At 64.2% G+C, this 26,019-nt stretch carries 28 protein-coding genes; 11 read left to right on the forward strand and 17 right to left on the reverse strand.

Annotation, left to right across the window (positions count from 1 at the left end):
* The first annotated feature begins 210 nt into the window (after positions 1–210).
* Entirely contained in the window at positions 211–852 is a 642-nt protein-coding gene (locus tag OVA12_RS19115; RefSeq protein ID WP_268140121.1) for a LysE family translocator, read from the forward strand.
* 76 nt (positions 853–928) lie between these two features.
* On the opposite strand, the gene OVA12_RS19120 is transcribed toward OVA12_RS19115, so the two are convergent.
* From OVA12_RS19120 to OVA12_RS19135, 4 genes are all read right to left on the reverse strand, one after another.
* Positions 929–1,201, reverse strand: a complete 273-nt coding sequence (locus OVA12_RS19120) for a hypothetical protein (RefSeq protein ID WP_268140123.1) — start codon at positions 1,199–1,201, stop codon at positions 929–931.
* A 201-nt stretch (positions 1,202–1,402) separates the two neighbouring features.
* A complete protein-coding gene (locus OVA12_RS19125; protein WP_268140124.1) occupies positions 1,403–1,867 on the reverse strand; it encodes a TIGR02301 family protein in 465 nt (154 codons plus the stop codon).
* Between the two features lie 86 nt (positions 1,868–1,953).
* Positions 1,954–2,442 carry an NUDIX domain-containing protein gene (locus OVA12_RS19130; RefSeq protein WP_268140125.1) on the reverse strand — a complete coding sequence of 163 codons (489 nt, stop codon included), beginning with the start codon at positions 2,440–2,442 and terminating at the stop codon, positions 1,954–1,956.
* Between the two features lie 44 nt (positions 2,443–2,486).
* Positions 2,487–2,999 (reverse strand): hypothetical protein, encoded by a 513-nt coding sequence (locus OVA12_RS19135; protein WP_268140127.1) that lies wholly within the window; start codon positions 2,997–2,999, stop codon positions 2,487–2,489.
* A 161-nt stretch (positions 3,000–3,160) separates the two neighbouring features.
* Between OVA12_RS19135 and OVA12_RS19140 the strand changes: the two genes are divergently transcribed.
* From OVA12_RS19140 to OVA12_RS19160, 5 genes are all read left to right on the forward strand, one after another.
* Positions 3,161–3,922 (forward strand): SOS response-associated peptidase, encoded by a 762-nt coding sequence (locus OVA12_RS19140; RefSeq protein ID WP_268140129.1) that lies wholly within the window; start codon positions 3,161–3,163, stop codon positions 3,920–3,922.
* Positions 3,923–3,987: 65 nt separating this feature from the next.
* Positions 3,988–5,103 carry a GNAT family N-acetyltransferase gene (locus tag OVA12_RS19145; protein ID WP_268140130.1) on the forward strand — a complete coding sequence of 372 codons (1,116 nt, stop codon included), beginning with the start codon at positions 3,988–3,990 and terminating at the stop codon, positions 5,101–5,103.
* A gap of 70 nt (positions 5,104–5,173) precedes the next feature.
* A complete protein-coding gene (locus OVA12_RS19150) occupies positions 5,174–6,001 on the forward strand; it encodes a methyltransferase (RefSeq protein ID WP_268140133.1) in 828 nt (275 codons plus the stop codon).
* A gap of 199 nt (positions 6,002–6,200) precedes the next feature.
* Positions 6,201–7,589, forward strand: a complete 1,389-nt coding sequence (locus OVA12_RS19155; protein WP_268141436.1) for a cytochrome ubiquinol oxidase subunit I — start codon at positions 6,201–6,203, stop codon at positions 7,587–7,589.
* Between the two features lie 10 nt (positions 7,590–7,599).
* A complete protein-coding gene (locus OVA12_RS19160) occupies positions 7,600–8,604 on the forward strand; it encodes a cytochrome d ubiquinol oxidase subunit II (RefSeq protein ID WP_268140136.1) in 1,005 nt (334 codons plus the stop codon).
* A 47-nt stretch (positions 8,605–8,651) separates the two neighbouring features.
* On the opposite strand, the gene OVA12_RS19165 is transcribed toward OVA12_RS19160, so the two are convergent.
* On the reverse strand, positions 8,652–9,611 hold the full coding sequence (locus OVA12_RS19165; protein WP_268134326.1) for an IS110 family transposase: 960 nt from the start codon (positions 9,609–9,611) through the stop codon (positions 8,652–8,654).
* A 475-nt stretch (positions 9,612–10,086) separates the two neighbouring features.
* Between OVA12_RS19165 and OVA12_RS19170 the strand changes: the two genes are divergently transcribed.
* Positions 10,087–10,878, forward strand: coding sequence for a DUF1194 domain-containing protein (locus OVA12_RS19170; RefSeq protein WP_268140139.1), 792 nt, complete (start codon positions 10,087–10,089; stop codon positions 10,876–10,878).
* Between the two features lie 342 nt (positions 10,879–11,220).
* Here the strand turns inward: OVA12_RS19170 and ribB are convergent, their stop codons facing one another.
* The 3 genes from ribB to OVA12_RS19185 all read right to left on the reverse strand — a co-directional run bounded on the left by ribB (position 11,221) and on the right by OVA12_RS19185 (position 14,988).
* A complete protein-coding gene (gene ribB, locus OVA12_RS19175; RefSeq protein ID WP_268140141.1) occupies positions 11,221–12,540 on the reverse strand; it encodes a 3,4-dihydroxy-2-butanone-4-phosphate synthase in 1,320 nt (439 codons plus the stop codon).
* Between the two features lie 69 nt (positions 12,541–12,609).
* Complete coding sequence (gene aroC / locus OVA12_RS19180) at positions 12,610–13,692, reverse strand: chorismate synthase (protein WP_268140143.1); 1,083 nt, start codon at positions 13,690–13,692, stop codon at positions 12,610–12,612.
* A 39-nt stretch (positions 13,693–13,731) separates the two neighbouring features.
* Positions 13,732–14,988, reverse strand: coding sequence for a DUF3095 family protein (locus tag OVA12_RS19185; RefSeq protein ID WP_268140145.1), 1,257 nt, complete (start codon positions 14,986–14,988; stop codon positions 13,732–13,734).
* Positions 14,989–15,253: 265 nt separating this feature from the next.
* Here OVA12_RS19185 and OVA12_RS19190 point away from each other — a divergent pair, with 265 nt between their 5' ends.
* On the forward strand, positions 15,254–15,520 hold the full coding sequence (locus tag OVA12_RS19190) for a DUF1344 domain-containing protein (RefSeq protein WP_268140147.1): 267 nt from the start codon (positions 15,254–15,256) through the stop codon (positions 15,518–15,520).
* A 19-nt stretch (positions 15,521–15,539) separates the two neighbouring features.
* Here OVA12_RS19190 and OVA12_RS19195 read toward each other — a convergent pair whose 3' ends face one another.
* The 3 genes from OVA12_RS19195 to fabI form a co-directional block, all read right to left on the reverse strand.
* Positions 15,540–16,052, reverse strand: coding sequence for a GNAT family N-acetyltransferase (locus OVA12_RS19195; protein ID WP_268140149.1), 513 nt, complete (start codon positions 16,050–16,052; stop codon positions 15,540–15,542).
* Positions 16,053–16,102: 50 nt separating this feature from the next.
* Complete coding sequence (locus tag OVA12_RS19200; protein ID WP_268140152.1) at positions 16,103–16,723, reverse strand: histidine phosphatase family protein; 621 nt, start codon at positions 16,721–16,723, stop codon at positions 16,103–16,105.
* 324 nt (positions 16,724–17,047) lie between these two features.
* Entirely contained in the window at positions 17,048–17,866 is an 819-nt protein-coding gene (gene fabI / locus OVA12_RS19205; protein WP_106755375.1) for an enoyl-ACP reductase FabI, read from the reverse strand.
* A 191-nt stretch (positions 17,867–18,057) separates the two neighbouring features.
* Here fabI and OVA12_RS19210 point away from each other — a divergent pair, with 191 nt between their 5' ends.
* The 3 genes from OVA12_RS19210 (at position 18,058) to OVA12_RS19220 (ending at position 21,842) form a co-directional block, all read left to right on the forward strand.
* Positions 18,058–19,470, forward strand: coding sequence for an FAD-binding oxidoreductase (locus OVA12_RS19210; RefSeq protein ID WP_268140156.1), 1,413 nt, complete (start codon positions 18,058–18,060; stop codon positions 19,468–19,470).
* A 784-nt stretch (positions 19,471–20,254) separates the two neighbouring features.
* Positions 20,255–21,100, forward strand: a complete 846-nt coding sequence (locus OVA12_RS19215) for a hypothetical protein (protein WP_268140159.1) — start codon at positions 20,255–20,257, stop codon at positions 21,098–21,100.
* A 16-nt stretch (positions 21,101–21,116) separates the two neighbouring features.
* Complete coding sequence (locus OVA12_RS19220) at positions 21,117–21,842, forward strand: 3D domain-containing protein (protein WP_326493924.1); 726 nt, start codon at positions 21,117–21,119, stop codon at positions 21,840–21,842.
* 283 nt (positions 21,843–22,125) lie between these two features.
* On the opposite strand, the gene OVA12_RS19225 is transcribed toward OVA12_RS19220, so the two are convergent.
* The 6 genes from OVA12_RS19225 to OVA12_RS19250 form a co-directional block, all read right to left on the reverse strand.
* Positions 22,126–23,361, reverse strand: a complete 1,236-nt coding sequence (locus OVA12_RS19225; RefSeq protein ID WP_268140161.1) for a class I SAM-dependent RNA methyltransferase — start codon at positions 23,359–23,361, stop codon at positions 22,126–22,128.
* A gap of 50 nt (positions 23,362–23,411) precedes the next feature.
* Positions 23,412–24,155, reverse strand: a complete 744-nt coding sequence (locus OVA12_RS19230) for a TlyA family RNA methyltransferase (protein WP_268140163.1) — start codon at positions 24,153–24,155, stop codon at positions 23,412–23,414.
* 30 nt (positions 24,156–24,185) lie between these two features.
* The gene (locus OVA12_RS19235) at positions 24,186–24,323 is read right to left on the reverse strand and encodes a hypothetical protein (protein WP_268140166.1); all 138 of its coding nucleotides are present in this window, start codon (positions 24,321–24,323) and stop codon (positions 24,186–24,188) included.
* 21 nt (positions 24,324–24,344) lie between these two features.
* On the reverse strand, positions 24,345–24,968 hold the full coding sequence (locus tag OVA12_RS19240; protein WP_268140169.1) for an SCO family protein: 624 nt from the start codon (positions 24,966–24,968) through the stop codon (positions 24,345–24,347).
* Between the two features lie 12 nt (positions 24,969–24,980).
* A complete protein-coding gene (locus tag OVA12_RS19245; protein ID WP_268140171.1) occupies positions 24,981–25,499 on the reverse strand; it encodes a copper chaperone PCu(A)C in 519 nt (172 codons plus the stop codon).
* Positions 25,500–25,562: 63 nt separating this feature from the next.
* Entirely contained in the window at positions 25,563–25,952 is a 390-nt protein-coding gene (locus tag OVA12_RS19250) for a hypothetical protein (protein WP_268140174.1), read from the reverse strand.
* Positions 25,953–26,019 lie beyond the last annotated feature (67 nt).

Below are 26,019 nucleotides of genomic sequence, written 5' to 3' on the forward strand. Positions count from 1 at the left end.
CACCCGGTCTCGGCCACTGATAAGACTGCATGACGGGCATTCGCCAGCGCGTCGCAGCAAATGGCGCGCACCGGCGAGAGATCGATGTCGGCTCGCAAGCGCGCTTAACGGATTGTCCGCACACATGCGCCATATTTGGCTGCCTTTCCTTCTGCAGCCGGTTCCGCTAAAGGGCGGGTGTCCGCCTCTCGAAAGCCCCCAACGGAGACCATGGCGTCAAGTCTGGCATTTGCCCTGATCGGTCTGTTCATCGGCCTGCTCACCAGCGCCCCGGTCGGCCCCGTCAACATCATGGTCCTGCGCCGCGCGTTTCGCTGCGGCTTCCTGCCAGCCTTTCTGGTCGGGCTTGGCGCTGCCCTAGCGGACTCGATCTTTGCGACCGCCGCGATCTTCGGTGTCTCGGCCGTGTCCGATTTCATGGAAGGCCATCGCGGCCTGCTGCAGATTGTCGGTGCGGCCGTTCTGGCGATCTTCGGTCTTGTGATCATGCGCAGCCATCCGCATATCGACCGCGGCCCGCAAGGCCCGCTGGATCACACGGTCCTGCGCGACACGCTCGCCGCCTTCGCCATGGCGATCACCAATCCCGGTGCCGTGCTCGGCTTCCTGGCGATCTTCGGCGGATTGGGGGACTGGGGCCCGGCGCCAGACGACCATGCCGGCGCCTTTGTCATGCTGGCGGGCGTGGTGGGTGGTGCTTGCCTCTGGTGGGCACTTGTCGCCGGCGGCGTCGCAGCCTTGCGCGACCGGCTTACCGACAAGTGGCTCGACGGCGTCAACTGGTTCGCCGGCCTTGCCCTCATCGCCTTTGCCGTCCTCATTGCCGCAAGCTTCGTCATCGAGCGGCTGTGACCGGCATCTGGCAATCGATCTGAATCACAAGGCCCGCCGGGGCGGGCCAGTGTCTGTCAGGTGATCGTCGGACTGCTTACTGCAGAACCCGGTTCACCGAATAATCGCCGCGCAGGATGCGCTCCGGCAGGCCCTCGGCCAGCTTGGCGACGGCCTCTTCGCCGTAGGTCGAAACCAGGTCGGCAAGGGCGGTAAACATCGCCGCATGCGCCACCGCGTCGGTGTCAACGCCACATGCGATCGCTTCGGCCCAGGCATCACTGATGAAGCCAAGCGCGGCGCGACGGATGTCGTCGTCTTCCTGGTACTGCGTGTCGGCCGCCATGTCCGTATAATCGTCGTTGGTCATGCTGTCTCTTTGGCTTCTGGCTGCGCCGGTGTGCCGAACCGGTGCACTTACCCTCTCCCGAATCTCGACAAGACCTTACCATGGTCATTCTTCACGGGAAGCGAGTGTGAAGGCAATCTTAAGATCAGCCCACAAATTATACGATCAGGGTTAAGTGCTTGTTAACTTTCTGAGCCCGTTCAAGCCCTTGGCAGAGCCAGCTCAGCGGCTGTAGCGCGAAGTGACCTCGCGCACCAGCGTGCTGCCCTCGCTGATGTAGCCGGCCATGGCCTCGCGTGCCGCCGGTGTGCAGGCGTGATAGACCGAGGCGAACCCACGGTAACCCTGGTTGAAACGCTCGATGAAGCGGCGCTTGCGTGCCTCGTCCGCTGCCTCGGCCTCCAGCAGGGCTTCCATCTGGTCACGCCACGCCGGTTCATCCGGCCGGGTGCACAATGGCCGCAGGAAATGCAAGGCACCGAGGATTTCCGACAGGCGCAACAGCTGGCGCTCATAGGGCGGTTCGTTCGCCGGGTCCTGCGCCTGAACCGGTGAAACTTGCACGCCGGCGACCAGCGCGCCCGCCAGCACAAGCCCGGTCAGCACAAGCCGGGCCCGCGCCAGCCGGGCTACGGCCGGCCGTCTGGACCGTCTGGCATCCTTTGCGCCTGTGTCTGCTGCGGGCATCTGTCTCGCGGAGCGTTGCGGCCGGGGGGGCCGGCGGGAGTTGCCGCGATCATGGCTTTCTGCAGCCACCATGGCAAGGCTGGCTGTCAGGCTATCCCGTTCTCTTGTCCCGCGCATTGTGCCCCGTCGTCAGCCGCGATCAGCCGGACAATCCGTGCCGCGGTTCCGGGCGTCATTTCCAGCTCAGCGAGATCTGCCACCGCAACCCGCGCCACCGCCGCCGCATCGTCACCAGCCACCGGGCTCGCGTCGACCGGAAGCGGGCCCACGAAGACAGACAGCCGGTATCCAGGGTGCGTCGCCGATCCGCCGGTGTCGAACGTCTCGGCCGGCCCGGACAGTTCCGCCTCGAGGCCGGTTTCCTCGTGCAGCTCGCGCAGGGCTGCGGCCGCCAGTGTCTCTCCCGCCTCCACCCGCCCGCCCGGCAGGCTCCAGGCGCCGGCATAGGGCGCCTTGCCGCGCTGAACCAGCAGCACCATCCCTTCGCCGTGCAAAAGGATGCTGACCCCGGCGACCGGTTCGGCACCTTTGGGCAAGGGGGAGGGGGTGTTGGGGGAGGTCTTCGGTTCGGCCATGCGCGTGTCGTCGCACGACCGGTGGCGTCGGGCAAGCCGGTCGATCAGGCAAACAGGGCGTCGATTTCCGCCTGCGTCTCTTCGCCGTCGAGCTGGGCATCACGCCCGCTGATATGGCCGTGGATGACGCCGCTGGCCATGCCGATGAGTGGCTTGATCTGGTTGGTCGCTTCCTCGGCCAGCGCCGCGGCCACCATGTCAGGGCTTGCAGCTGCGCGCAGCGCTGCCTGCGCCGCCAGAACGGCCGCGTTGATCTGGCCAGTCAGATTGTCGAGATGGGACCGCAGCCGCACGGGTGCCGCATGATAGGCAAGGATTGCAAGCTGGCGTTCGGAGAAGGTCGAATTCTCGAAATGGGCCTCGTAGTCCGCCGGCTCCCAGGCCAGCACGTCTTCGGCGCATTCCGGCATGGCCGGCAGCATTTCGAGCAGCATCACCACTTCGTTGAAGTGATTGAGATAGTCCGTGGCCAGACCGGTCGCCGGGTTGATGTTCGCATGCCGCAGGCGCTCTGCAGCAAGCTCACCAACTCCCAGCACTGGATCCTCCACGGCCATTCCTGTTCCCCGGTTGCCTGTTTCCCTGCACCCTACGCTGCCTTCGTTGCCAAACAGCTAACTTAGCGATACCAAGCTCTTCAGTGTCCTTTTGGCAGAATTGTTCCTTACCAAAGGGCAACTTGCGCCAGACAAGGATTGCAGGAGCCAAGCCCGATCCCATGTGCGGTCGCCTCACACTCACATCCGCGCCCGACGAGGTGAAAGGGCTGTTCGGCTACGCTGACACGCCCAATTTTCCGCCACGCTACAACATCGCTCCCACCCAGCCGCTTGCCATCGTCCGCCAGGATCTGGGCCATCGGCGACGCTTTGGCCTGGTGCGCTGGGGGCTGATTCCGGCCTGGGTCAAGGATCCGGCCAGCTTCACCCTTCTGGTCAATGCCCGCGCCGAGACGGCGGCGGAAAAGCCCTCGTTTCGCGGCCCGATGCGGCATCACCGGTGCCTCATTCCCGCCAACGGCTTTTACGAATGGCGGCGCATGGATGGCTCGAAGCAGGCCTTCTTCATCCGGCCAAAGGGCGGCGGCTTGCTCGCCTTCGCCGGTCTGTTCGACACCTGGTCGGACCCGGCTGGCGGCGACATGGACACGGGCCTGGTTCTGACCGTTCCAGCCAATCAGTCTGTCGCCGCTGTGCATGACCGCATGCCGGCCATCGTGCCGCCACAGGACTTCGACGCCTGGCTCGACTGCGGCACCGTCGACACCCGGGCTGCGACACGGCTGCTCCGGCCCGCGCCGGAGGATCTTTTGGAGCTGATTCCGGTCTCCTCCCGTGTCAACACGTTCGCCAATGACGATCCGGGTGTGCAGGAACCCGTCGAAGATCGCGGCCCGCCGCCACCGCCGGTCCGGACCCGCAAGGCTCCCGAACCCGATGACAGCCAATTCGACCTTTTTGCACCGCCGAAGGATCGGTGAAACTAACGATACGGCAAGTGTTTTCTGTCACAGTGTCTGCTGACAGTGAATGAACGAGAGTGCGGATGACACAGGCAGATACAGGCGCAGGACATCGGCTCGTCCGGCCGCTGCAACGGGACGATTTGCCCGCGGTCGCCAGCCTTTTCACCCGCGTGTTCCGCGCTGGCGCCACTGCTCCGCACCCGGATCTCGAAGCCTATCTGGAACGCCTGTGCCTGACAGCGCCCGGTTATTCGCCGGCCACAGGCACCATGGTCTATGACCACCCTTGCGTCGGTCTGCGCGCGGCGCTGCTCAGCATTCCCTTTCGCTATGCCCTCGACGGCGAGCCTGTCACCGCCCGCCTGCTGTGCTCCTTCATGGCCGACGGCCGGGAAGGGCAGGTCGGGGCGGCGCGCCTGTCGCGCTATTTTCGTGCCGCCAATCATGATCTTCTGATCGCCGACAGCGCCTCCGCTGTCAGCGCTGATCACTGGGTCACCGGCGGCGGAGTGGTTCTCTCCGTACAGAGCCTTGCCTGGCAACGGGTGTTTCGTCCGGCCCGCGCCGCTGCCCTGCAACTGCGCCGCAGCCTGCCGCGCCTTGGCTTGGCGGCGTCCTTTGCCCCCTTGTCGCTGGCGGACCGCCCGCTTCGTCATCTGCGGCCAGCGTTGACTGTCCAGGCGGCGCCAGGGCTAGAGGTTGCCTCTGTCGAGGCCGATGCCTTCCGCGACCCGGCGATGGCCATGCTTGCGCGCTTTCGGCTCCATCCGAGCTGGACCGAGCTGGAGTTCGGCTGGCTGGTTCAGCTTGCCAGTGAAAACACACGCCTCGGCCGCTTGCAGTTTCGTCTCGTTCGCGACGCCTCCGGCGCCAGCGTCGGTGGCTTCGTTTTCTATGGTGCAGCCGGGCGGCGGGCGGAGGTGCTGAATGTCCTCTGTCATCCGGGCGCGGAGAACGATACGATCACGGCGATGTTGGCCGATCTCGACGCCGAGGGCTACGCAATGGCCGTGGGCATGGCACAGCCATTTCTCATGACCGCCCTGCAGCGCCACCGCTGGCTCACGTTAAGGCACCGCGGTTTCTGCTGCATCGCCAGCCGGCATGAAACGGCGATGCAGGCAATCCGGGAGGACAGTTTCTACGTTGGCGGCCTTGCCTCCGAGAGCTGGAGCCGCCTGTTGGCCGACTTCTGACGCGCCGGACTGTCCTTTTGCCGTCATAGCAGGTAAGAGGCGGCCTCAAGTCTGACACGAGAGGCAGGATATGAGCGAATTTGATGAGGAGGCCCTGGCCGAGGTTTACAACCGTGGCCTGGAGCTGGAAAAGGCCGGTGACCTTAAGGCAGCCGCCGAGGCCTATTGTCAGGCGCTCGAACTGGATCCGGAAGACCATTGCGGCGCCAGCATTCGCCTCGCCGCCATGGGCGCCGTGGCAACGCCGGAACGCATGCCGGACGCCTATGTCGCCACCCTGTTTGACCAGCATGCCGATGTCTTCGAAGCCATCCTCGTCGACCAGCTCGAATACTGTGTGCCCTTGCTCCTGCGCGAGCAGCTGCGCAAGCACGCTCCCGGTCCCTATGCCACCAGCCTGGACCTTGGATGCGGCACCGGCTTGACCGGCGAGGCGCTGGCCGATTGCTGCGATGCGATGACCGGCGTCGATCTCTCCGAGCGCATCATCGAGATCGCCTTCGACCGCGAGGTCTATGAAGACCTTTACGTCGGCGAAGCCGTTGCCTTCCTGGAAGAGTTCGAGGAAGAGGACGGCAGCCGTCCGACCTATGACCTCATCGCCGCCACCGACGTGATGCCCTATCTCGGCCGCCTCGAGCCGGCAATCGCCGCCGCTGCCGCCCGCCTCAACCCCGGCGGCGTTTTCGGCTTCTCCACCGAGACCCTGCCGGACGACGCCATGGCCGGTCAGCCCTATATCGTCGGCCCGAAGCGCCGCTTCGCCCATGCGGAAGGCTATGTCCGCGACGTTCTGTCCGCTAACGGCTTTGCCATCCTGGCCATGGACCCGATCACCGTCCGCCTCGAAGACGGCGAGCCCGTCCCCGGCCATCTGGTCCTCGCCCGCCGCGCCTGACGTCCACGTCGTCCGTCTTTGAAGCCCCCTGTGCCGCAATGTCGCGGTAGGCAGGTAGACCGGTAAAAGCGCGGCTTTCCGCCATTGAGCGCCCGCCCTGCGGCACATTCCGCCGCAGGGCCATTCCGTCGCACCGCATTGCAGCATCTACGCAAAACCACATATGGCCCGGTAGGTACAACCCGGAGACCCGGCCATGATGGACACCTTGCTGCTGTCGCGCATCCAGTTTGGAGCGAACATATCGTTCCACATCCTGTTCCCCACGATCACGATCGCACTTGGCTGGGTCCTCCTGTTCTTCCGCCTGCGCTACAGCGCGACGGGCGATGCCAAGTGGATCGGCGCCTACCGCTTCTGGGTAAAGGTCTTTGCCCTCAGCTTCGCGCTCGGCGTCGTCTCCGGCATCACCATGAGCTTCCAGTTCGGCACAAACTGGCCGGGCTTCATGGAGCGCGTCGGCAACATCGCCGGTCCGCTGCTGGCCTATGAGGTCCTGACCGCCTTCTTCCTCGAGGCCGTTTTCCTCGGCATCATGCTGTTCGGCTTCTCCAAGGTTCCGGCCTGGTTGCACACGCTGGCGACCTTCCTTGTCGCCTTCGGCACGACCATGAGCGCCTTCTGGATCCTGGTGCTGAACTCCTGGATGCACACGCCGGCCGGCTTCGAGCTGCGCGACGGCGTCGCCTTTGCCACGGACTGGTGGGCGATCATCTTCAACCCGTCGATGCCCTACCGCCTTGTCCACATGCTGCTGGCCAGCGGGCTGACTGTGGCCTTCCTGATGGCCGGTCTCTCCGCCTGGCGCTGGCTCAAGGGCGAGCGCACGGGCGAGCTGCGCATGGCCCTGCGCACCGGTGTCACGCTGGCCGCCGTCCTCATCCCGCTGCAGATCCTCGCCGGCGACATGCACGGCCTCAACACCCTGCAGCACCAGCCGGCCAAGGTCGCGGCCATGGAGGCCAACTGGGACACGCGCCCGAACGTGCCGCTTGTCCTCTTCGCGCTGCCCAACAGCGAGACCCGCAGCAACGACTACGAGATCAGCATCCCGAGTGGTGCCTCGATCATCCTGAAGCATGATCCGGCGGGCGTCGTCCCGGGCCTGAACGACTTCGTCGCCGAGGACGGCACGCCGCTGCATCCCCCGGTCGCGCCCGTGTTCTGGTCCTTCCGCATCATGGTCGGCACCGGCATGGCGATGCTCGCCGTCTCCTTCGCCGCCGCCGTTCTCGTCTGGCGCCGTGGCCAGCTGGAGACGGCCGCCGGCACCTGGGGCCTGCGTGCGCTGGTGCTGATGACCTTCTCCGGCTGGGTGGCGACGCTCGCCGGCTGGTACACCACCGAGATCGGCCGCCAGCCCTGGCTGGTGCAGGGCGTCTTGTCCACGGCCGAGGCGGTCGCGGCCGTCCCCGCGCCGATGGTCCTATCCACGCTGGTCGTCTATCTCGCGATCTATGTGGCTCTGATCGCCGCCTATGTCAGCGTCCTGTTCTATCTCGCCGGCAAGGCCGTGAAGGGCGCCGTCAGCCCGGTCGCCCCGGCCCCGTTGATGCCGGTTCGCCCCGTGCTCCAGCCGGCCGAATAAGGAGATCACGATGTTTGCTGATCCCGCCCTGTCGCTCCCCGTGATCTTCGCTGGCCTGATGGGCCTGTCGATCCTCGCCTATGTCGTCCTCGACGGTTTCGATCTCGGCGTCGGCATCCTGTTCCCCTTTGCGGGCAATGACGAGCGGGACCGGATGGTGGCCGCCATCGGCCCGTTCTGGGATGCCAACGAGACCTGGCTGGTGCTGGCCATCGGCCTGCTGCTGGTCGCCTTTCCGGCAGCCCATGGCATGATCCTGACCGCGCTCTACCTGCCGGTCGCCGTCATGCTGGTCGGCCTCATCCTGCGCGGCGTCGCCTTCGAGTTCCGCGCCAAGGTCGCCCCGCCGCACAAGGCGATGTGGAATGCGGCCTTCTTCGCGGGCTCGCTGATGACCGCGCTGTCGCAGGGCTTCATGCTGGGCCTCTACATCATGGGCCTCGTCTGGACGCCCTTCACCGTCGGCTTTGCCCTGCTCACTGCCGTCTGCCTTGCCGCCGGCTACGCCTTCATCGGCGCCACCTGGCTGATCATCAAGACGGAGGGCGCACTGCAGAAGAAGGCCGTGCGCTGGGCTAGGAGCGGGCTTTACGGCGTGCTCGCCGGCCTCGGCGCCGTCTCGGTTGCCTCGCCGCTGGTCAGCCCCCGCATCTTCGACAAGTGGTTCACCCTGCCGGACATGCTCTTCCTTGCGCCGCTGCCGCTGCTGGCCGTGGCGCTGGTGGCGATGATCCACATCTCGCTGCGCCACCTGCCCGACAGCCGCGACCGCTTCGCCTATGTCCCCTTCGTCGCGGCCACCGTGCTGTTCGCCGTCTGCTTCGCCGGTCTCGCCTTTTCCTTCTACCCCTATGTGGTGCCGGAAAAGCTGACCATCTACGCCGCCGCCAGCGCCCCCGAAAGCCTCGCCATCATCCTTGTCGGCACTGTCTTCGTGCTGCCGGTCATCATCGGCTACACGGTGCTGTCCTACTTCATCTTCCGCGGCAAGGCCGGCGAGCTCCGCTACGACTGATCGGGGGAAAGGGCGCGCGCGACTGGATGACACACCCTCCGCCGTCATCAACTCTGTTGTTGTGCGTTTTGCCTGATCCTTGCGTTCAGGATGACGATGATCTTTCGCATGAGGGCGGCGATTGCGAGGATTGGCTTCTTCCCGTTGTTGATAAGCCTTTGATAGACCTCCTTTAATGGCCCGTTTGCGCGGCTTGCGGACAAGGCGGCCATGAAGAGGGCCGGCTTGACGGTGGAGCGTCCGCCGTGCATCCGGCGATATCCCTTGAGGGTTCCGCTGTCCTTCGGATGAGGGGCGACCCCGGCGAGGCTTGCGGCCTGGCGCCGGTCCATCGTTCCCAGTTCCGGCATGGTTGCGGCGAGGGTGATGGCGGTGCGCTTGCCCACGCCCGGCAGGGAGCAGCAGACCTCGATCCGGCGGGCGAGCTGCGGCGAGGCGTCGACGAGCGCCTCGATGGCGGCGTCGATGGCCTCGATCTCGTGCAGGATCGCCCGCAGGATGACCTGGCAGGAGCGGCGGATGATCGCGATGCCAGGTCCCTCTCCGGGGATCTTTGAGCGGTTCTGCTCGGCCACCTTGAGGGCGAGAAGCTCCTGACGGCGGGCATTGAGGCTGGCGAGTGTGCTCTGGGTCTCATCGGCCGGCGTGAACAGGGCGAGTGTCTTCCAGCGCTCCTCGCCATAGCGGGCCAGAGCCTGGGCATCGATGGCGTCTGTCTTGGCAAGACGGCCGAAGGACCGGCTGAATGCCTTGACCTTAACGGTATCGGCCCGGTGGCAGGCAAGGCCTGCTGCCGTCAGTTCGCCCACCAGCAGGCGCTCGTGGCCGCCGGTCGGCTCCAACACGCACAGGCAGTCGGCCGACAGGCCTGTCAGCGCCTTGCGGATGCTGGCGGAGCGGTTGGGGAAGGTCGTGACACGGCCGGTGGCGGTGTCGAAGGCGGTGATGCTGTCCTTGGCGACATCGAAGCCGCAGACATGGGCGGGAGGCTGCTGCAGGGCGGGCATGGCCGTGCTATCCTTGACGTGCTTCGGATTGTTTGCGGGCGTGGGTGTCAGCCAGAGGCCCAATCAACTCTCCAAGCGGGAAAAGGGAAGCGTCAGGGAGCCATGATGACAGCGGGTGAAAACCCGACCCCGGGACGGTCGCCTGACGCTGAAGCTGCGGGTTAAGGGTCGCAGCTTCCCCTTTACCCTAGCACCTCGGACAACAAACAATCCCGGGCGCAGCGAAGCGGAGACCCGGGACCGGAGAGCCCGGGCATGTCGTCTGCGCGCGCATTGAAAACGTGAGACCTCGCCCCTCCGGTCCCGGCTCGGCGCTGCGCGTGGCCGGGATGACGCCGGTGAGGGAGGGGCTTCTCGCCAAACGGAGGTCCCGCACCTTCCCCCTCTTCACAATGGCGTCATTGCCCAAAGCTTGCTCTCCCCTCGCTGCGTCAACGCGGTAGCTTGTGGAGGTGTGGAAGCCGGAGGGGCGGGCATGCGATCATTGGTTTTATGGATGCTGATGCTGGTCGCGCTGGCGGGGCAGGGGCTGATCTTGCCCCAGCCTGCCCATGCGCAGACCGAAGTGGATCTGGAACTCATCCTGCTCGCCGATGCCACCGGCTCGATCGACGATGACGAGATCCGCTTCCAGCGCCTGGGCTATGCCGAGGCCATTGTCGATCCATCGGTTCTCTCCGCCATCACCGGCAACATGATCGGCCGCATCGCGGTCGCCTATGCCGAATGGGCCGGACCCGGCTCGCAGGACATGGTGGTCGACTGGACCATCATCGACAGCGCCGAAAGTGCCGCCAGCTTCGCCGCAGCCCTCACCGAAGGCCGCCCGCGCAAGGCCTATGGCCGCAATGCCATCGGCTCGGCGCTGCTCTATGGCAAGGCCCAGCTGGAGACAAACGCCTTCACCGGCATGCGCCGCGTCATCGACTTGTCGGCCGACAGCGCCGGCAACTGGGGCGGCCCGGCGATCACCGTGGCGCGCGACGAGGTGGTCAAGGCCGGCATCATCATCAATGGCCTCGCCGTCCTCTGCCGCTCCTGCTCCGGCCGTCCCTCGTCCTATGATCTCGAGGCCGCCTTCGGCGAGATGATCATCGGCGGCCCGGGCTCCTTCGTCGTCAGCGCCGAGAATGCCGAGAGCTTCGCCGCCGCCGTGCGCCGCAAGCTGATCCTCGAAATCGCCGGCGACGTCCCGCCGGGGCGTTTGGCACGGATCACCGGACTGGAAGAGCGCACCGTCGCCTTCTTCCAGGAACACCTCAAGTAACGAAAAAGCCCCTCTGCCGTCAGGCAGGGGGGCTTTCTTGGCTGTGCTTCAGTTTCGTCACCCCGGCCAGGCGCAGCGCCGAGCCGGGGCCAACTCGCTTGCAGAGCGACGAGTGGGGCAACCGCGTCGACTTGGCCGACGTACCACTTGCCGCTGTCATGCTGCGCACGGCAAGGCCTCAAACCTCGTCGCTCCTGCGCAGGCAGGAGCCCAGTAACCACCAACTTTCCTTGGGGTTTTCCGAGGATCCCCAACCAACTCTCGCCCCGATTACTAGGCTCCTGCCTTCGCAGGAGCGACGAAGGTGACGGAGTATGGCAACCCGCCACCTTCCGTCGCGCCTCAGGTTTCAGCGATCTCCGTCGCCTCGATCTTGATGTCAAAGCCTTCCAGGCCGACGTAGTGCCGCTCGCGTGAGGACAGGAGGCGGATCGAGGTGACGCCGAGATCCTTGAGGATCTGTGCGCCGAGGCCCACTTCACGCCACTGCTCCTGGCGCACCTGCGCCGAGCCATGCTCTTCGGTTTCCGCCGCTTCCAGATCGGAGCGGGCGCGCTTGGACTGGCGGGCAACGCCCACAGAGCCTTCGCGCAGGAACACGATCACACCGCGGCCCCGGTCGGCAAAGCTCTTCATCACCGCGTCGAGCGGCTGGGCAGCGCCGAAGACATCGTCCAGCACCGATTCCAGCTGCAGGCGAACGGGCACGTTGCGGCCATCGAGAATGTCGCCGTAGATCACGGCGACGTGGTGCATCGGGTCATAGGGCGTGGCGTAGGTGACGGCATAGGCAGGTCCGGCAACGGTCTGCACCGGCTGCTCGTTGACGCGCTCGATCAGGCGCTCGGTGCGCTGGCGCCAGGCGATGAGGTCGGAGACGGAGACCATCTTCAGCCCGTGCTCGGCGGCAAATTCCGCCACCTGCGCGCCGCGCTTGACGCTGCCATCGTCATTGACCAGCTCGCAGATGACGCCGACCGGCTCGAGACCGGCCAGACGGCACAGGTCCACGGCGGCTTCCGTATGGCCGGAGCGCATCAGCACGCCGCCTTCCTTGGCAATCAGCGGGAAGACATGGCCGGGGCGCACGAAGTCGGACGGGCCGGCGTTGGGATTGGCCAGACCGCGCACGGTGGCGCAGCGCTCATCGGCGGAAATGCCGGTGGTCAGGCCATGCCGGTAGTCGACAGAAATGGTGAAGGCGGTGGAGAGCGGCGCATCATTGCTGGCCACCATCGGATCAAGGCGCAGCCGCTTTGCCGCTTCGACGGTCATCGGCGCGCAGACGATGCCGGACGTGTGGCGCACGATGAATGCCATCTGCTCCGGCGTCACCTTGGTCGCGGCGACGATCAGGTCGCCCTCGTTCTCGCGGTCGTCATCATCGGTGACGACGACAATCTCGCCGCGCTCAAAGGCACGGATCGCTTCGGCTACACGGGCCTGGGACACGGGATGCTCCTTCGTGGTGGATAGGCCGAGAAAATCATTCGGCGTCACCGCACCGCCCGTGGCCTCGGCGATCTTGCGGGCCATGTCCCGCGACACCCAGGCTCCGGGATCGTTGCAGAGCGCGGTGACCGAGGCAGGCGAAAGCCCTGCGCGGCGCGCAAAGGCGCTGCGGCTTTCCCCGGTCTGTGCAAGCCAATGATCCAGTCTCATGCGCAGAGCCTAGCGCAGGACCTATTCAGTCGCAAGGAAATAGATGAGAAGTTTTCAGTCTCGCTGAAATCAGCCCACCTGACCGCGATGGCGCAAGAAATGGTCGGCCAGGACGCAGGCCAGCATGGCCTCGCCCACCGGCACGGCGCGAATGCCGACGCAAGGGTCGTGGCGGCCCTTCGTCATCACGTCCACTTCCTCGCCGTCGCGCGTGACGGACTGGCGCAGGTTGAGGATCGACGACGTCGGCTTCACGGCAAAGCGGGCAACGATCGGCTGGCCGGAGGAAATGCCCCCCAGGATGCCGCCGGCATTGTTGGAGAGGAAACGCGGGGCAGTGTCACCGGCGCGCATCTCGTCCGCATTGTCCTCACCGGTCAGGCTCGCCGCGTCAAAGCCGTTGCCGATCTCGACAGCCTTTACGGCGTTGATCGACATCAGCGCGCTGGCGATGTCTTGATCGAGCTTGCCATAGAGCGGCGCACCAAGACCGGCCGGCACGCCTTCGGCGACGACTTCGATGACCGCGCCGACGGAGGAGCCGGCCTTGCGGATGCCATCGAGATACTCGGCGTAGAAGGCCGCCATCTTCGCGTCCGGGCAGAAGAACGGGTTGTTGTCGACTTCCGCCCAGTCCCAGGCCGCGCGGTCGATCTTGTGCGGACCCATCTGCACCAGCGCGCCGCGAATGGTGACGCCCGGCAAAACGAGACGTGCAATGGCGCCAGCGGCCACGCGCATGGCGGTCTCGCGCGCCGAGGAGCGTCCGCCGCCGCGATAGTCGCGGATGCCGTACTTGGCGTCATAGGTGTAGTCGGCGTGACCGGGGCGATAGCTCGCCTTGATCTCGGAATAGTCCTTGGAGCGCTGGTCGGTGTTCTCGACATACAGCGAGATCGGCGTGCCCGTGGTCTTCTGCACCCCGTCGTCGTCGATCATGACGCCAGAGAGGATCTTCACCTGGTCCGGCTCCTGCCGCTGGGTGGTGAAGCGGTTCTGCCCCGGCTTGCGCTTGTCCATGAAGCCCTGGATGTCGGCTTCCGTCAGCGGGATCAGCGGCGGGCAGCCATCCACCACGCAGCCGATGGCCGGGCCGTGGCTTTCGCCCCAGGTGGTGAAACGGAACAGATGGCCGAAAGAATTGTGCGACATGGACAGCCCGGACGGAACAACAGGAAAGGCAGGCCGGTTCTAGGCGGGTTTGGCGGCAGCGTCAAATGATTGGCCACCGGCATGACCGCCCGGCAAGGGCCGTTGCATGGCCTGTTCCAGCTCCTTCTGCCTCTGTTTGAAGTCACGCGCGGCCAGCGCCAGTCCTCCATTGGCCCCATCGACGAAATGCACATGCTGGCTGGCAGCAAAGTCGGAGACATAGCAGGTCATCAAGGCCTGGTCGGCTTCGGTCAGGCCGTAGATGAGACGGCCCGACGCGTACTCCCGCGCCAGATACGCCTTGAGCGCCTCCGCCTGAGCCTCGCTCACGTCGATCACCAGCCGCAGCGTATCGTCGAACTTGCGGAAGTCGGTGTTGAGCTGCATCTCGCGCATGTAGCGGACAGGCTCGAGCGATCCGAGCCGCCAGCCGCTCCAGCGCGAAAAGCGCACCATCGCCACCAGCACCAGCGTCCGAAGGATCAGCAATGGCGACAGGCTGCCGCCCGTGAACAGCCGGACTTGCGTCGCCAGCCTCTCGGGCACTGCCCGCATGCGCAGTGTTTCGTCCTGGACGGGCGCTTCCTGCGGCTCGCTGGCCCGCGCATCAACGCCGGCATGGTCGCTGAGACCGTGCATCAACCGGGCAAGGCCCTCCGGTCCGGCCGCCTCGGTGGTCCGGACCATCAGCGACACGATGCGGCCGTTGCGGGCGCGCAGCGGTTCCCAGTTGCAGGAAAAGCCGGTGAGGTCGGGTGTTGCGGGGTTCGGGTCCGTGATGCGATAGGCCGCGCCCTGCAGCTCATCCTTCAGCCAGCGCTCGGCCAGCATCAGCCCGTCGCCGCTGACCATGGCGAGGAAGTTGCCCGGGCTCAGCTCGAACTTGCGCAGGCGGATGTCGGCCCCTGCCGCCCTGAGGTCAGAGACGGGTATCAACGCCACCCGCAGCTCCAGCCCGGCCGCCTCACGGGCAAGGCGCGCAACGCCTGCAAGCGCTTCAGCGGCGGCATCCCGGCCCGAAGCAGGCAGCAACACCATCGCGCCGTCCCCGCCAAACACGAAAGGCAGCCGGTCACGCCCGAGCCGGTTCAGCAGGGCAGAGATCACGGCAACGCCGATCATGTTGACGTCCTTGTAGCGCCCGGCCGCAATTGCTTCGGTTGACCGGACGATATCGGAGGCAGCAACTAGCCAGCCGTCCGGCACGGCGGCATAGGCCATGCCGTCGGCCACCCCGCTGAAGTCGGAGAACGCCGGCAGGTCCAGATAGAAGGTGTCGCTACTCGCCTCGGTCATCCCTGCCGTGCCTCTCATCCGACATGATCGCTGCTCAGGTTGCCATGTGATCGGTCTCACGCCCAGTGCATCGCTGCCAACGCTTCACACGGGATATTCCGATCCTGCCAAGAAAACGCCTTTTGGTTGGCATATAGGCCCGTATAAAGTCGCGCCGTCGGTGCATGCGATCACGTCTCCGGCATGAGTCAGGATCGCAACAGATTGGACCGTACCGGCACGTCAGTCCGGGACCGCTTCCGGCGTGTCCCAGTCGGAGTTGAACATGAAGTCAATCTACAAGGGTCTGGCCGCACTTGGCCTTGCTGTATTCCTGTCAGGCGCTGCGATTTCGGGGGCTGCTGCCGAGGAAGCGGAAGGCAAGATCGTCGAGATCAACCCGGAAACGGCCACCATCACCCTGTCCGATGGCCAGAAGTATCAGTTCCCGGTCGACTTCTACGTCGATGACCTGAAGCCCGGCCAGCTCGTGCGCGTCTTCTACGACGTCGACGGCTCCAAGAAGATGCTCTACGACCTGCAGATCCAGTAGGCAGACGTCCGTCTCCCCGTCAGGGAAGCCACAGGGACGGCTGCCGCCAGGGAGCCGGCACGTCGAGTGTCGACACTGGCGGAATAAACCCCTCGATCAGGCTCTGCCCCTGCCAGCCCGGAGACCATTCGGGCGGCAGTTCATAGGGCGTGCTTATCCTGCGCTCCTGCTGGAAACCGAAGCGGCCGTAATAGTCGGGATCGCCCAGGACGAGCACATAGGCAATTCCGTCTGCCGCAAGCCGCGCGAAACCCTCCCGCACCAGTTGGCCGCCGATGCCCTGCCGCTGCCGTTCCGGGGCAACGCAAAGTGGCGCCAGAAGCCCGACGGCAGGTCCGCCCTGTCCGGCAGCGCAAGTCGTGAACATCACATGCCCGGCCAGGCCGCCGTCGGCCTGCGCCACCAGCGACAGCACGCCATGCGGCAGTTTGGCAAGCGCCTCCACCACGGGCCGCAGATCCTCCTCCGCAAATGCTCGCGGGTAAAGCGCGAGGATGGCAGGAAGATCATCGCTCTCAGCGGTCCGAATCATCAGGCTCTCCGTCATGCGAGGCCGCGCTGTGGGTGTTTGCGCAATCAGCCTTACACCAGTGTCAGGCGGCCGTCGTCCCAGACATAGACCACGTCCTGCGGCACATCGAGGCGCGGAACTGCAGCCGGTTCCAGCCCCTCCAGCAGCCCGCGCAGCACGCGGATGACACCGCCATGGATCACGGCCACCATCGGTCGGTCCACGCTGGCGAGCCAGCCGCCGATGCGGGTGGTCAGCATCGCGTAGCTTTCCCCGCCCGGCGGCGTGAAGCCCCATTTGTCCGCCCGCCGCGCCGCCACGCGGTCCGGATCACTGACCGCCAGTTCCTCGACCGTGAAGCCTTCCCAGGTGCCGAAGGTGATCTCCTTCAGCCGGTCGTCCAGCGCGTAGGCCGCCGCATCAAGGCCCATGGCTCCGCGGACGAGTTCCATCGTCTCCCGCGTGCGCCCCAGCGGCGAGGCCACGAAATCGAACGCCTCCGCCTGCCAGCCCTTTGAAGCCAGGAAGCTCGCCAGCGCGCCGCCGTTGCGGCGAGCCTGGGCGCGCCCTGTTTCGTTCAGCGGAATGTCCTTCTGCCCCTGCATGCGGCCTTCCGCATTCCAGTCGGTCTGGCCATGGCGGATGAAGATGAGGCGATCGGGGAGGCCGGTAGAGGGGAGGCCGGTGGACATGGGCGAATCCAGCGTAAGGAGGAAACGGGAAGGGCGGGCAGCGTTCCTGTGCCCGAGCGCCCGCAGCCCTGTCAATGCCAGCCAGGCACACCGGCCCTCACAAATGCGAAACCCCGGCCCATGGGAATGGACCGGGGGAGTATTTTCAGGCTCGCCACGTCATCCCGGACGCAGCGAAGCGAAGATCCGGGACCGGAGAGCCAGAGCCTGTCGGCTACTCTCTCATTGAAACAACGGAAACCTCGCCCCTCCGGTCCCGGCTCGAGCTGGCGCTCGTCCGGGATGACGCCGGTGAGGTCCCAGCCTGCTCCGCTACCGTCCGGCTCAGTCCTTGACGACGGAAATGTCCGGCGCGTCGACTGCCTTCATGCCGACGACATGGTAGCCGCAGTCCACATGCTGGATCTCGCCGGTCACGCCACGGCCAAGGTCAGAGCACAGGAACAGAGCGGCATCGCCCACTTCCTCGATGGTGACCGTGCGGCGCAGCGGGGCGTTGTACTCGTTCCACTTCAGGATATAGCGGAAGTCGCCAATGCCTGAGGCGGCGAGTGTCTTGATCGGGCCGGCCGAGATGGCGTTGACGCGGATGTTCTTCGGGCCAAGGTCAACGGCGAGATACTTCACGCTCGCTTCCAGCGCCGCCTTGGCAACGCCCATGACGTTGTAATGCGGCATGACCTTCTCGGCGCCGTAATAGGTCAGCGTCAGGATCGAACCGCCGTCGGTCATCAGCTTTTCCGCGCGCTGGGTGACAGCGGTCAGCGAATAGCAGGAGATGTCCATCGTGCGGGCAAAGTTGCCCGGCGTGGTGTCGACATAGCGGCCGGTCAGTTCGTCCTTGTCGGAGAAGGCAATGGCGTGCACGAGGAAGTCGATCTTGCCCCAGGTCTTTTCCAGATGGGCAAACACCTCGTCGATGCTGGCTGCATCAGTCACGTCGCAATGGCCGGCAACGATGGCGCCCAGCTGTTCGGCAAGCGGTTCGACGCGCTTCTTCAGCGCCTCTCCCTGATAGGTCAGCGCAAGCTCGGCACCGGCGTCGGAAAGGGCCTTGGCGATGCCCCAGGCAATCGACCGGTTGTTCGCAACGCCCATGATCAGGCCGCGTTTGCCGTTCATAAGTCCGCGCGTGTCCGCCATCATTTTCTCCAGATGCGTATGCCTTTAGTCTGCCCGGCGGGCTGGCCTCCTATGGCACAGGCCCCTTGCTGCTTCAAGTCATCCCCGTGCGCCTGCGGCTCTGCGAAGTCTGGACCGGCGGCTTGCGATATGGTAGCGGCCCCACACCTGCCTGGCCTGTCCGAGGGCCGTCCGCTTGAGGAGTGACGTGAATGGCTGAACTCGACCACGCTGCCCGTTTTGCCGAGCTGATCGGTGCCGCGAATGTGCTCACCGCGGCCTCCGACAAGGCGCCGTTTCTCGTCGAATGGCGTGATCTCTACCAGGGCGTGACACCGATGGTGCTGCGTCCGGGCACGACGGACGAGGTCAGCGCGGTGCTGAAATATGCCGACGCAAACGGTCTCAAGATCGTGCCCCAGGGTGGCAACACGGGCCTCGTCGGCGGCCAGATCCCCAAGGAATCCGGGGAGGAAATCGTCCTTTCGCTGGCAAGGCTGAACCGCGTGCGCAACGTTGATCCGCAGGGCTTCACCATCACCGTCGAGGCTGGCGTGGTGCTGGAGACGCTGCAGCGCGAGGCAGATGCCGTCGACCGGCTGTTCCCGCTGGCGCTGGGCTCGCAAGGGTCCTGCCAGATCGGTGGCAACCTCTCCACCAACGCCGGCGGCACCGCTGTTCTGGCCTATGGCAACAGCCGCGATCTGGTCCTTGGCCTCGAGGTCGTCATGGCCAACGGCGATGTCTGGAACGGTCTCCGGGCCCTTCGCAAGGACAATACCGGTTACGATCTGAAACACATGTTTATCGGTGGTGAGGGCACTCTGGGGGTCATCACGGCCGCCACGCTCAAGCTTTTCCCCAAGCCGAAGAAGCTGGAAGTGGCCTTCATCGGCCTGTCGAGCCCGGAAGCGGCGCTGGACCTGTTCTCCACCGCCAAGGCGCAGGCGGGACCGATTCTCACCGGCTTCGAGATCATGCCGCGCGTCGGCCTGGAGTTCTGCATCCGCCATCTGCCCGGCGCCCGCGATCCGCTCGCCGGCACCCATCCCTGGTATGTGCTGATGGAGCTGTCCTCGGGCACCGAGGCCTTCCCGGTGCGGGACCTCCTGGAGTCGATCCTGGGCGAAGCCTACGAGAAGGGTCTCGTCGAAGATGCGGCCTTTGCCGAGTCCATGGCCCAGGCCCAGGACTTCTGGCACATCCGCCACGGCATGTCGGAGGTGCAGCGCGCCGAGGGCGGCTCGATCAAGCACGACGTGTCCGTGCCCGTCGCCTCGATCCCGGCCTTCCTCGCCAAGGCGATTGCCGCCGTCGAAGCCATGGTCCCCGGCTGCCGCCCGGTGCCCTTCGGGCATCTGGGCGATGGCAACATCCACTTCAACGTCAGCCAGCCGATCGGCGCAGACAAGGAAGCCTACATCGCCCGCTGGGACGAGATGAACGCCCTCGTCCATGGCATCGTGCACGAGTTCAACGGCTCCATCTCCGCCGAACACGGCATTGGCCGCCTGAAGCGCGACCTCCTGCGCGAGGTAAAGAGCCCGCTCGAACTCGACCTGATGCAACGCATCAAATCCGCCTTCGACCCCAACAACACGCTGAACCCTGGACGGGTGCTGTAAGGGGCCTCGCTAAAGGCTCAGAGCGAAGCTTTGGATTTGGTTGCGGGGCAACGGCAGGTGCTGCAGGCGCGCACGCTTAACGCCTGGAGCGCGGCCCTCTGCCACCCTCCGCCCCCCGACACCACCCCACCCCCGCCGTCCCGGCCCTGTGCCGGGACCTGTCAGGGGCACCGCAGCCTCTCCGCCCGGTCACCGGTCATGCAGAACAATTAGGTCCCGGCTCAAGGCCTGGACAGCGCGGAGAGAGTGGCGAGGCGGGGAGCCGCACCCTCCGCGGTCATCCCCGCCTTGTGCGGGGATCCAGCCTCCAGGCTCCGGCTGACCAGAAGTGTGCACCATCCCCCAAGCCCGCATGGATCCGCGCACGAGGCGGGGATGACCGGCACGGGATGTCGCAGGGTCAAAAGTCACCCTGCCTCTCCCTCGTCGCTCCTGCGCAGGCAGGAGCCCAGTAACCATCAGACTTCGTTGTTGTTTTCCTGCGCCAGCTCCGCCCCTTCACGCCGAAGGACCCGCGCTCCGGCGCCTAAAGCATCCACAACAGCCGCCCCACCCGGCCACCACCCCACCCGCCGTCCCGGCCCTGTGCCGGGACCTGTCAGGTTCGCCGCAGCACGGACATGGTGCCGAGATAGGGAGCCCGAACGTCTCAAATCTGGCTTCCTGAGGGCGCTAGTCCACAAATGTTCACGCTACTTGCAACCGCAAGAAGCATGAATTTTGTGTTTACGATCGGGTCAAAAGGATGCAGAACTAAGTCAACTGTCGGTGGTGGAGTGCGGAAATGTATACTTTTCGACTGTCTGTCATGGCATTAGCGGCCGGGTTGGCGATGCCGAGCGGTGCAAACGGCGCGGTTTACGGTGGCTGCAAGTTCAATTCGGAGACTTTGAGCTTTGCAGGAAGCGCAACAGAGCAAGCTGATTGCCTGCTTCGCAAAGTGAAGCCCAAAGGTACTGGCTCAACAAGCCAAAAGATACCGCAGTGGCTCCTTACTCGTATCACTATTGCGCCGGACGTCAGTGCTCAGCAACTGAAGACTTACCTCGATAAAAAGGGGATTTCTCCGGATGATGTGGGAGGCGCTGTGGCCTCTGGTGATGCTGAGAGCCTGCGTTATTTCGTTATTCACGATACAAGCTATCCCGAAGAGACTGGCAGCTTTCCCAAGAACATTGATGATGCTTCTTACAAAGGTAATAATCTCCGGATCTGGACAGGGATCAAAGACCGAGTCCATTTGATTATAACTCGTGATGGCCGCTCCCGGACCTTTAATGATTGGAAGGCGAGCCGCTCCAAGGCAGGCGTGAAGATCGAGAGCGCCAGCCGTGCGCCTCAATCGAAAAAAGTGTTCGCGCATGTAGAGAATGTGCAGCCTCGAATTAAACCGGCAAATTCATTTGCGTGGATTGCTCCTGAACCAGGGCTGAGTCCTAAGCAGCAGGAGCGCCTTGCACTAGCTTATATTGTTGCAAGTGTCAGAGCCGGGCAATGGCTGATACCTGCGTTCCATTTCAATATAGATGAAGGGCTGCCGGACGGCCACGATGATCCGCAGAATGTCGATCTTGCTAGTTGGGTTAAAGTAATAGGTACTATTCATTCCGAGTTAATTTCAATCAGATGAAAATAGGGGCAAAGTTATGAGGCTCGCAAACACATCAAAGTTAACTCATCTCTTTAGCGGGGCAATGTTCCTCGGATTAACGTTTATCGGTGCTGGGGCGGTCGACGCGAGTGAGAGTATTAAATTCTGGGCCACAAATTACTACGTGCATCTAGCAACAGAACAAGCGGATGGTGTCGCCATTCGAACTGTGACCGATAAAATTCTCGCCCGGGTGTCGAAAAAGGATTGGTGTCTGGGTGCTATTGAGGGAACGATAATCGTTGGGAACGGGGAGAACAGGCGGACCTTCAACTACGCTTCCAAGGGAACTCCCAAGATTGACTGCACGCCCTTTGTTTCATCAAAATCCCGTACCAAGCCTTGGGCAGTTGCACTTGGCCGAACTCGCTGGTCGGAAGTAAATGCCCCGTTTGGACTTGGTGTGAAGGGATTCAAACTCGTCCCATTTCGTACGATTGCTGTCGATCCTGCCGTGGTTCCTATTGGGTCTGTACTCTATATCGAGGCGGCGAAGGGCGTAAAATTTGTGAACGCAAAGGGATCTGAAGAGATACACGACGGCTTTTTCTTTGCCGCCGATGTCGGTGGAGCGATAAAGGGCAATCACATTGATGTGTTCACCGGCTTGGAGCCGAACACTGTCTTTGAGTTCGTGAAGAGTAAGCCTGATGGAACATTTTTAGTAAATATTATCTCTGATAAAAAAGTAATAGAAAAACTTTCTGCGATGCATCGATGAGTATTGATATGAAGTCGACGTAAAGCAATGCATTGTTGGACGAGTGTATTTGGTGGTTTTATTTTGGAGTGGGCGGTTTATTTGAGTGCGAAAAGTAAAAATGTCGCAAGAAATTCGATAGTAAGATCGGGGTCTGGCGTTAATTATTAAGGGAGTTAATTTGGTGGTTGTGTTGGTTTTGCTGCCGTATGTTCCAAAGCTCTGCTGCTAGGTGTTCGTATTAATGCTAGCCAAATCTGTAGTTTAGTCGTCGCTATAAACGCGATGCTACGTACCCGCTCCCTCACCGCTCCAGCGCTGCCACCACTTCCACATGCGGGGAGTAGAGGAACTGGTCGACCGGGGTCACGCGGGTGAGCTTGTAGCCGCCGTCGAGGAGGATGCGCAGGTCGCGGGCAAGCGTCGCCGGGTTGCAGGAGATGGCGGCGATGCGCTTGACCTTGGAGAGCGCAAGCTGTTCGGCCTGGGCTTGCGCGCCGGCCCGCGGCGGGTCGAAGGCGACGGCGTCGAAGGCATTGAGTTCCGCGGCCATCAGCGGCCGGCGGAACAGGTCGCGGCGCTCGAAGGTCAGCTTCTTGAGGCCCGAAGGCACGCGGCTTGCCTTGTCGAGCGCGGCAATGGCGGCAGCATCGGCCTCCACCGCATGCACCGACATCAGCGGCGCCATGCGGAAGGTGAAGGTGCCGATGCCGGCGAAGAGGTCGGCGGCCTTCTTTGACAGGCCAAGGGCTTCCAGCGTCAGCCGGGCCAGTTCCTCCTCGGCAACGGCGCTTGCCTGGGTGAAGCCGCCCGGCGGCGGCACGACGGCGATCTTGCCGATCATCAGCACCGGCGCCCGCGCCTCGATGACGATCTCGCCCTTCACGGCAAGGCGGGCGAGGCCGATCTCGGCGGCGAGCGCCGAGACCTGGATCAGCTTCTTCTCGTAGCCTGTCACCGGATCGTCAATCGCCACATCCAGTCCGGCGGCGGTTGACAGCACGGTCAGGCGCAGCTCGCCCTTGCGCGGGATCAGCGGCTCGGCGAGCTTTTTCAGGCCCGGTACGGCGGCGAGGATCGCCGGGTCCAGAACCGGGCATTCAATGAGGTCCACCAGCCGGTGGCTGCCCTTCTCGTGGTAGCCGAGCAGCACCTTGTGCCCGGCCCTGAGCGCGGTCAGCACGGCGCGGCGGCGGCTGCCGGGAGGGGTGGCGAGGATCGGATCGACGGGCACCTCGATGCCCCGGTCGGCGAGCGCCCGGACCACCTGGTCATGCTTGAAGGCGAGATAGGTCGCATCATCCATGTGCTGCAGGCTGCAGCCGCCGCAATGGTGGTTCTGGTCGGAATTTGTCGCACGGCGGTGGGCCGAAGGCGTCAGAATCTCCAGAATTGTCGCACGATTGCCCTGCAACGACACCCTGAGGTGATCGCCCGGCAGGCCGCCGGTCACGAACAGGGGGCCATCCGGTCCCTCGGCGATGCCGTCGCCGAGATGTCCGAGGGTGGAAATGGTGATGTCGAGGGTCGCGTCAGTCATGGCCGTGCGATACTCCGCTTGAAGGCGGCCCGCAAGCTTTCCCTTGGAAATCAGCTTGTTTTGCGGCCGTAGAGCAGGAATTCCCGGTTGCCGTCACCGCCCGTGACGGGCGAGGGCAGCAGTCCAAGCGCTTGCCAACCGGGGAGAGTGTCGAGCCAGTCCCGCAGCTCCCCGGCCGAGGCCTCGGCCCGGTCTGGAGCCACCAGTCCGCCCTTGCCAACGCCTTCGCGGCCCACTTCGAACTGCGGCTTGACCAGCAGAAGCGCTTCGGCACCGGGTGTGGCAAGGTCGAGGGCAGGGGGCAGGGCGAGCTTCAGAGAGATGAAGCTGACATCGCTGACGATCAGGGAAGGTGCTGTGTTTTCAAGGTCTTGCGCCGTCAGTTCACGGGCGTTGAGACCATCGCGCCGGTTGACGCGCGGGTCGTTCGAGATGCTCTCATGCATCTGCCCGTGGCCGACGTCGATGGCATGCACCCGGGCTGCCCCGCGCTCCAGCAGCACCTGGGTGAAGCCGCCGGTCGAGGCCCCGACATCGAGGCAGGTGCGCCCGGCCGGCGACACCCCGAAGCCGTCGAGTGCGGCAATGAGCTTCAGCGCGGCCCGCGAGACATAGGCACCGGCGGGATCGGAGATCTCGATTTTGGCTGTCAGGTCAACGGGTTGGCCGGGCTTGGTGGCGGTGCGGCCATCCACGGTCACCGTGCCGCGCAGCACCGCGTCGCGGGCCCGTGCCCGGCTGGGGGTAAGCCCCAGATCAACCAGCCGCTGGTCCAGCCTTTCGCGTTGCGCCATGTATCTCAAGTACCTGAAATAACGGAAAGATCAGAAGCAGCCAGCCAGGCCGGACATCAGGCGTTCAAAGTAGATCGCTTCGCCGAACTTCAGCCAGGCGAGGCTCGCCGCCAGGACCAGGGCCCCGCCGCCAACACCTGCGCCTGCCATCCAGTATCGCGACTGCATTTCCACGCTCCCGAATGCCCGTCAGCTGGCCGCAGCTTCAGAGATCATCCGCCGCAACTTGGCCAGAGCCGTTTCCGGATTTTCCTCGTAGGCGATGGTGCCGACAAAGCGATTGTTCTTGTCCATCAGATAGATGGCTGCCGTGTGGTCCATCGTGTAGCCGCCGGCATCCAGCGGCACCTTCTTGGCATAAACCCGGTAAGCCTTGATCATAGCATCGATCTGCTCCCGTGTCCCCGACAGGGCCTGGACCCGCGGATCGAAGGCGGCGACATAGTCCTTCATCACTTGCGGCGTGTCTCGTTCCGGATCAACGGTCACAAAGGCATAGTTCAGCTTCTCCGCGTCCGGCCCGAGCTGCTCGATCCAGCCCTGCAGGTCAGACAGGGTGGTGGGGCAGACGTCCGGGCAGAAGGTGAAGCCGAAGAACATCACGGTCGGCTTGCCCTTGAAAGTGGCATCCGAGACGGGTTCATTGTTGCCATTGACGAGCGAGAAGGGCCCGCCAATCGAGGCAACCGGTTCGATCAGGGTCGCGGGGGCTGAGCCGCCCGCAACCTGCTTGTAGCTGACATAACCTGCGCCGAGTGCAAGGGCGGCAACTGCCGCCCAAGCCCCGTAGCGCACGAATTTGAGCGCCGACATGTTGGTTTCGCCTTAGTTGGAGGGCTTCTTCATGCCATGGCCACCGTGGCCGCCGTGCATGTCATGGTTCATTTCCTTGGCGCCGATCTTCGCAATCGGCATGTCGACGGTGACAGTTCCGGCCTTTTCGAAGGTCAGGGTGATCGGCAGTGTCTCGCCTTCCTTCAGCGGCTGCTTGATGTCCATGAACATCACATGCAGGCCGCCCGGCTTCAGCTCGACTGTCGCACCCGCAGGCACCGGGATGCCGCTTTCCATCTGGCGCATCTTCATCACGCCGTCGATGACGGCCATTTCGTGCAGTTCGGTGCGCGCCGTGACGGGGGCGCTGGCAGCCACCAGCTTGTCGTCGGCCGTACCCTTGTTGGTGATGATCAGGAAGCCACCGCCAGCCATCGCATTCGGCGGCGTTGCGCGGGTCCAGGCATCGCGAACGGTGATGTCGCCAACAGTGGCTTCGCCGGCAAGGGCGCTGGCGGCAAGCGTGGTCGACAGGAGAGTGGCAGCAACGAGGGACTTCAGAAGGGTCATGATCAGGTCCTGAAACAGAATTCAATGTTACGCCTTGACGGCGTCCGGATTGGATCGGGCGTTTCAGGAATGCGGTGGACCACGAATCTGGCGTTTGCTCCGGACAAGGGAGGCAATGGGCGATTGATCTGCGTAGGGCAGGCTCGACGACGCCGTAACGACAAGGATCGTTGGTAGCGCGGAGAAGTCCAGTGCGGGCGAGAAACCGAGATGCAGGCACGCCGGGCCGCAGGCACAATGGATCGGATCATGCCCGCGGACGGGTTCACCAGCGCCAGCCTGCGAGGTGCAGATCAGCCCCTCGGCCCAGGCAGAGGCATCCACCGTTGCGACGGTGCCGGTCAGGCCGATCGAGACCAGAAGCAGCCGGGCGACCAAGGCCACGATGCCAAGCACGACAATCGGATGCCGTTCGCGGCGCAAGAAACGGAATGTGGTGCCTGTCCGGAGCATGGGCGCACTATGGGTGAGCAACGGGCCGTAGGCGAGTGAAATCTTGCCGCAGTCCCGATGCCGAGGT

Source organism: Pannonibacter sp. SL95, assembly GCF_026672425.1.
Taxonomy (GTDB): Bacteria; Pseudomonadota; Alphaproteobacteria; order Rhizobiales; family Stappiaceae; genus Pannonibacter.

Coding starts and splice junctions, on each gene's coding strand:
- OVA12_RS19210 (WP_268140156.1), top strand. CDS start 18,058: ATGGCTGAACTCGACCACGCTGCCCGTTTTGCCGAGCTGATCGGTGCC.
- OVA12_RS19125 (WP_268140124.1), bottom strand. CDS start 1,867: ATGCCCGCAGCAGACACAGGCGCAAAGGATGCCAGACGGTCCAGACGG.
- OVA12_RS19225 (WP_268140161.1), bottom strand. CDS start 23,361: ATGACTGACGCGACCCTCGACATCACCATTTCCACCCTCGGACATCTC.
- aroC (WP_268140143.1), bottom strand. CDS start 13,692: ATGTCGCACAATTCTTTCGGCCATCTGTTCCGTTTCACCACCTGGGGC.
- OVA12_RS19250 (WP_268140174.1), bottom strand. CDS start 25,952: ATGCTCCGGACAGGCACCACATTCCGTTTCTTGCGCCGCGAACGGCAT.
- OVA12_RS19215 (WP_268140159.1), top strand. CDS start 20,255: ATGTATACTTTTCGACTGTCTGTCATGGCATTAGCGGCCGGGTTGGCG.
- OVA12_RS19190 (WP_268140147.1), top strand. CDS start 15,254: ATGAAGTCAATCTACAAGGGTCTGGCCGCACTTGGCCTTGCTGTATTC.
- fabI (WP_106755375.1), bottom strand. CDS start 17,866: ATGGCGGACACGCGCGGACTTATGAACGGCAAACGCGGCCTGATCATG.
- OVA12_RS19235 (WP_268140166.1), bottom strand. CDS start 24,323: ATGCAGTCGCGATACTGGATGGCAGGCGCAGGTGTTGGCGGCGGGGCC.
- OVA12_RS19245 (WP_268140171.1), bottom strand. CDS start 25,499: ATGACCCTTCTGAAGTCCCTCGTTGCTGCCACTCTCCTGTCGACCACG.
- OVA12_RS19130 (WP_268140125.1), bottom strand. CDS start 2,442: ATGGCCGAACCGAAGACCTCCCCCAACACCCCCTCCCCCTTGCCCAAA.
- OVA12_RS19150 (WP_268140133.1), top strand. CDS start 5,174: ATGAGCGAATTTGATGAGGAGGCCCTGGCCGAGGTTTACAACCGTGGC.
- OVA12_RS19240 (WP_268140169.1), bottom strand. CDS start 24,968: ATGTCGGCGCTCAAATTCGTGCGCTACGGGGCTTGGGCGGCAGTTGCC.
- OVA12_RS19120 (WP_268140123.1), bottom strand. CDS start 1,201: ATGACCAACGACGATTATACGGACATGGCGGCCGACACGCAGTACCAG.
- OVA12_RS19200 (WP_268140152.1), bottom strand. CDS start 16,723: ATGTCCACCGGCCTCCCCTCTACCGGCCTCCCCGATCGCCTCATCTTC.
- OVA12_RS19220 (WP_326493924.1), top strand. CDS start 21,117: ATGAGGCTCGCAAACACATCAAAGTTAACTCATCTCTTTAGCGGGGCA.
- OVA12_RS19140 (WP_268140129.1), top strand. CDS start 3,161: ATGTGCGGTCGCCTCACACTCACATCCGCGCCCGACGAGGTGAAAGGG.
- OVA12_RS19185 (WP_268140145.1), bottom strand. CDS start 14,988: ATGACCGAGGCGAGTAGCGACACCTTCTATCTGGACCTGCCGGCGTTC.
- OVA12_RS19230 (WP_268140163.1), bottom strand. CDS start 24,155: ATGGCGCAACGCGAAAGGCTGGACCAGCGGCTGGTTGATCTGGGGCTT.
- OVA12_RS19155 (WP_268141436.1), top strand. CDS start 6,201: ATGGACACCTTGCTGCTGTCGCGCATCCAGTTTGGAGCGAACATATCG.
- OVA12_RS19160 (WP_268140136.1), top strand. CDS start 7,600: ATGTTTGCTGATCCCGCCCTGTCGCTCCCCGTGATCTTCGCTGGCCTG.
- OVA12_RS19135 (WP_268140127.1), bottom strand. CDS start 2,999: ATGGCCGTGGAGGATCCAGTGCTGGGAGTTGGTGAGCTTGCTGCAGAG.
- OVA12_RS19165 (WP_268134326.1), bottom strand. CDS start 9,611: ATGCCCGCCCTGCAGCAGCCTCCCGCCCATGTCTGCGGCTTCGATGTC.
- OVA12_RS19170 (WP_268140139.1), top strand. CDS start 10,087: ATGCGATCATTGGTTTTATGGATGCTGATGCTGGTCGCGCTGGCGGGG.
- OVA12_RS19145 (WP_268140130.1), top strand. CDS start 3,988: ATGACACAGGCAGATACAGGCGCAGGACATCGGCTCGTCCGGCCGCTG.
- OVA12_RS19115 (WP_268140121.1), top strand. CDS start 211: ATGGCGTCAAGTCTGGCATTTGCCCTGATCGGTCTGTTCATCGGCCTG.
- ribB (WP_268140141.1), bottom strand. CDS start 12,540: ATGAGACTGGATCATTGGCTTGCACAGACCGGGGAAAGCCGCAGCGCC.
- OVA12_RS19195 (WP_268140149.1), bottom strand. CDS start 16,052: ATGATTCGGACCGCTGAGAGCGATGATCTTCCTGCCATCCTCGCGCTT.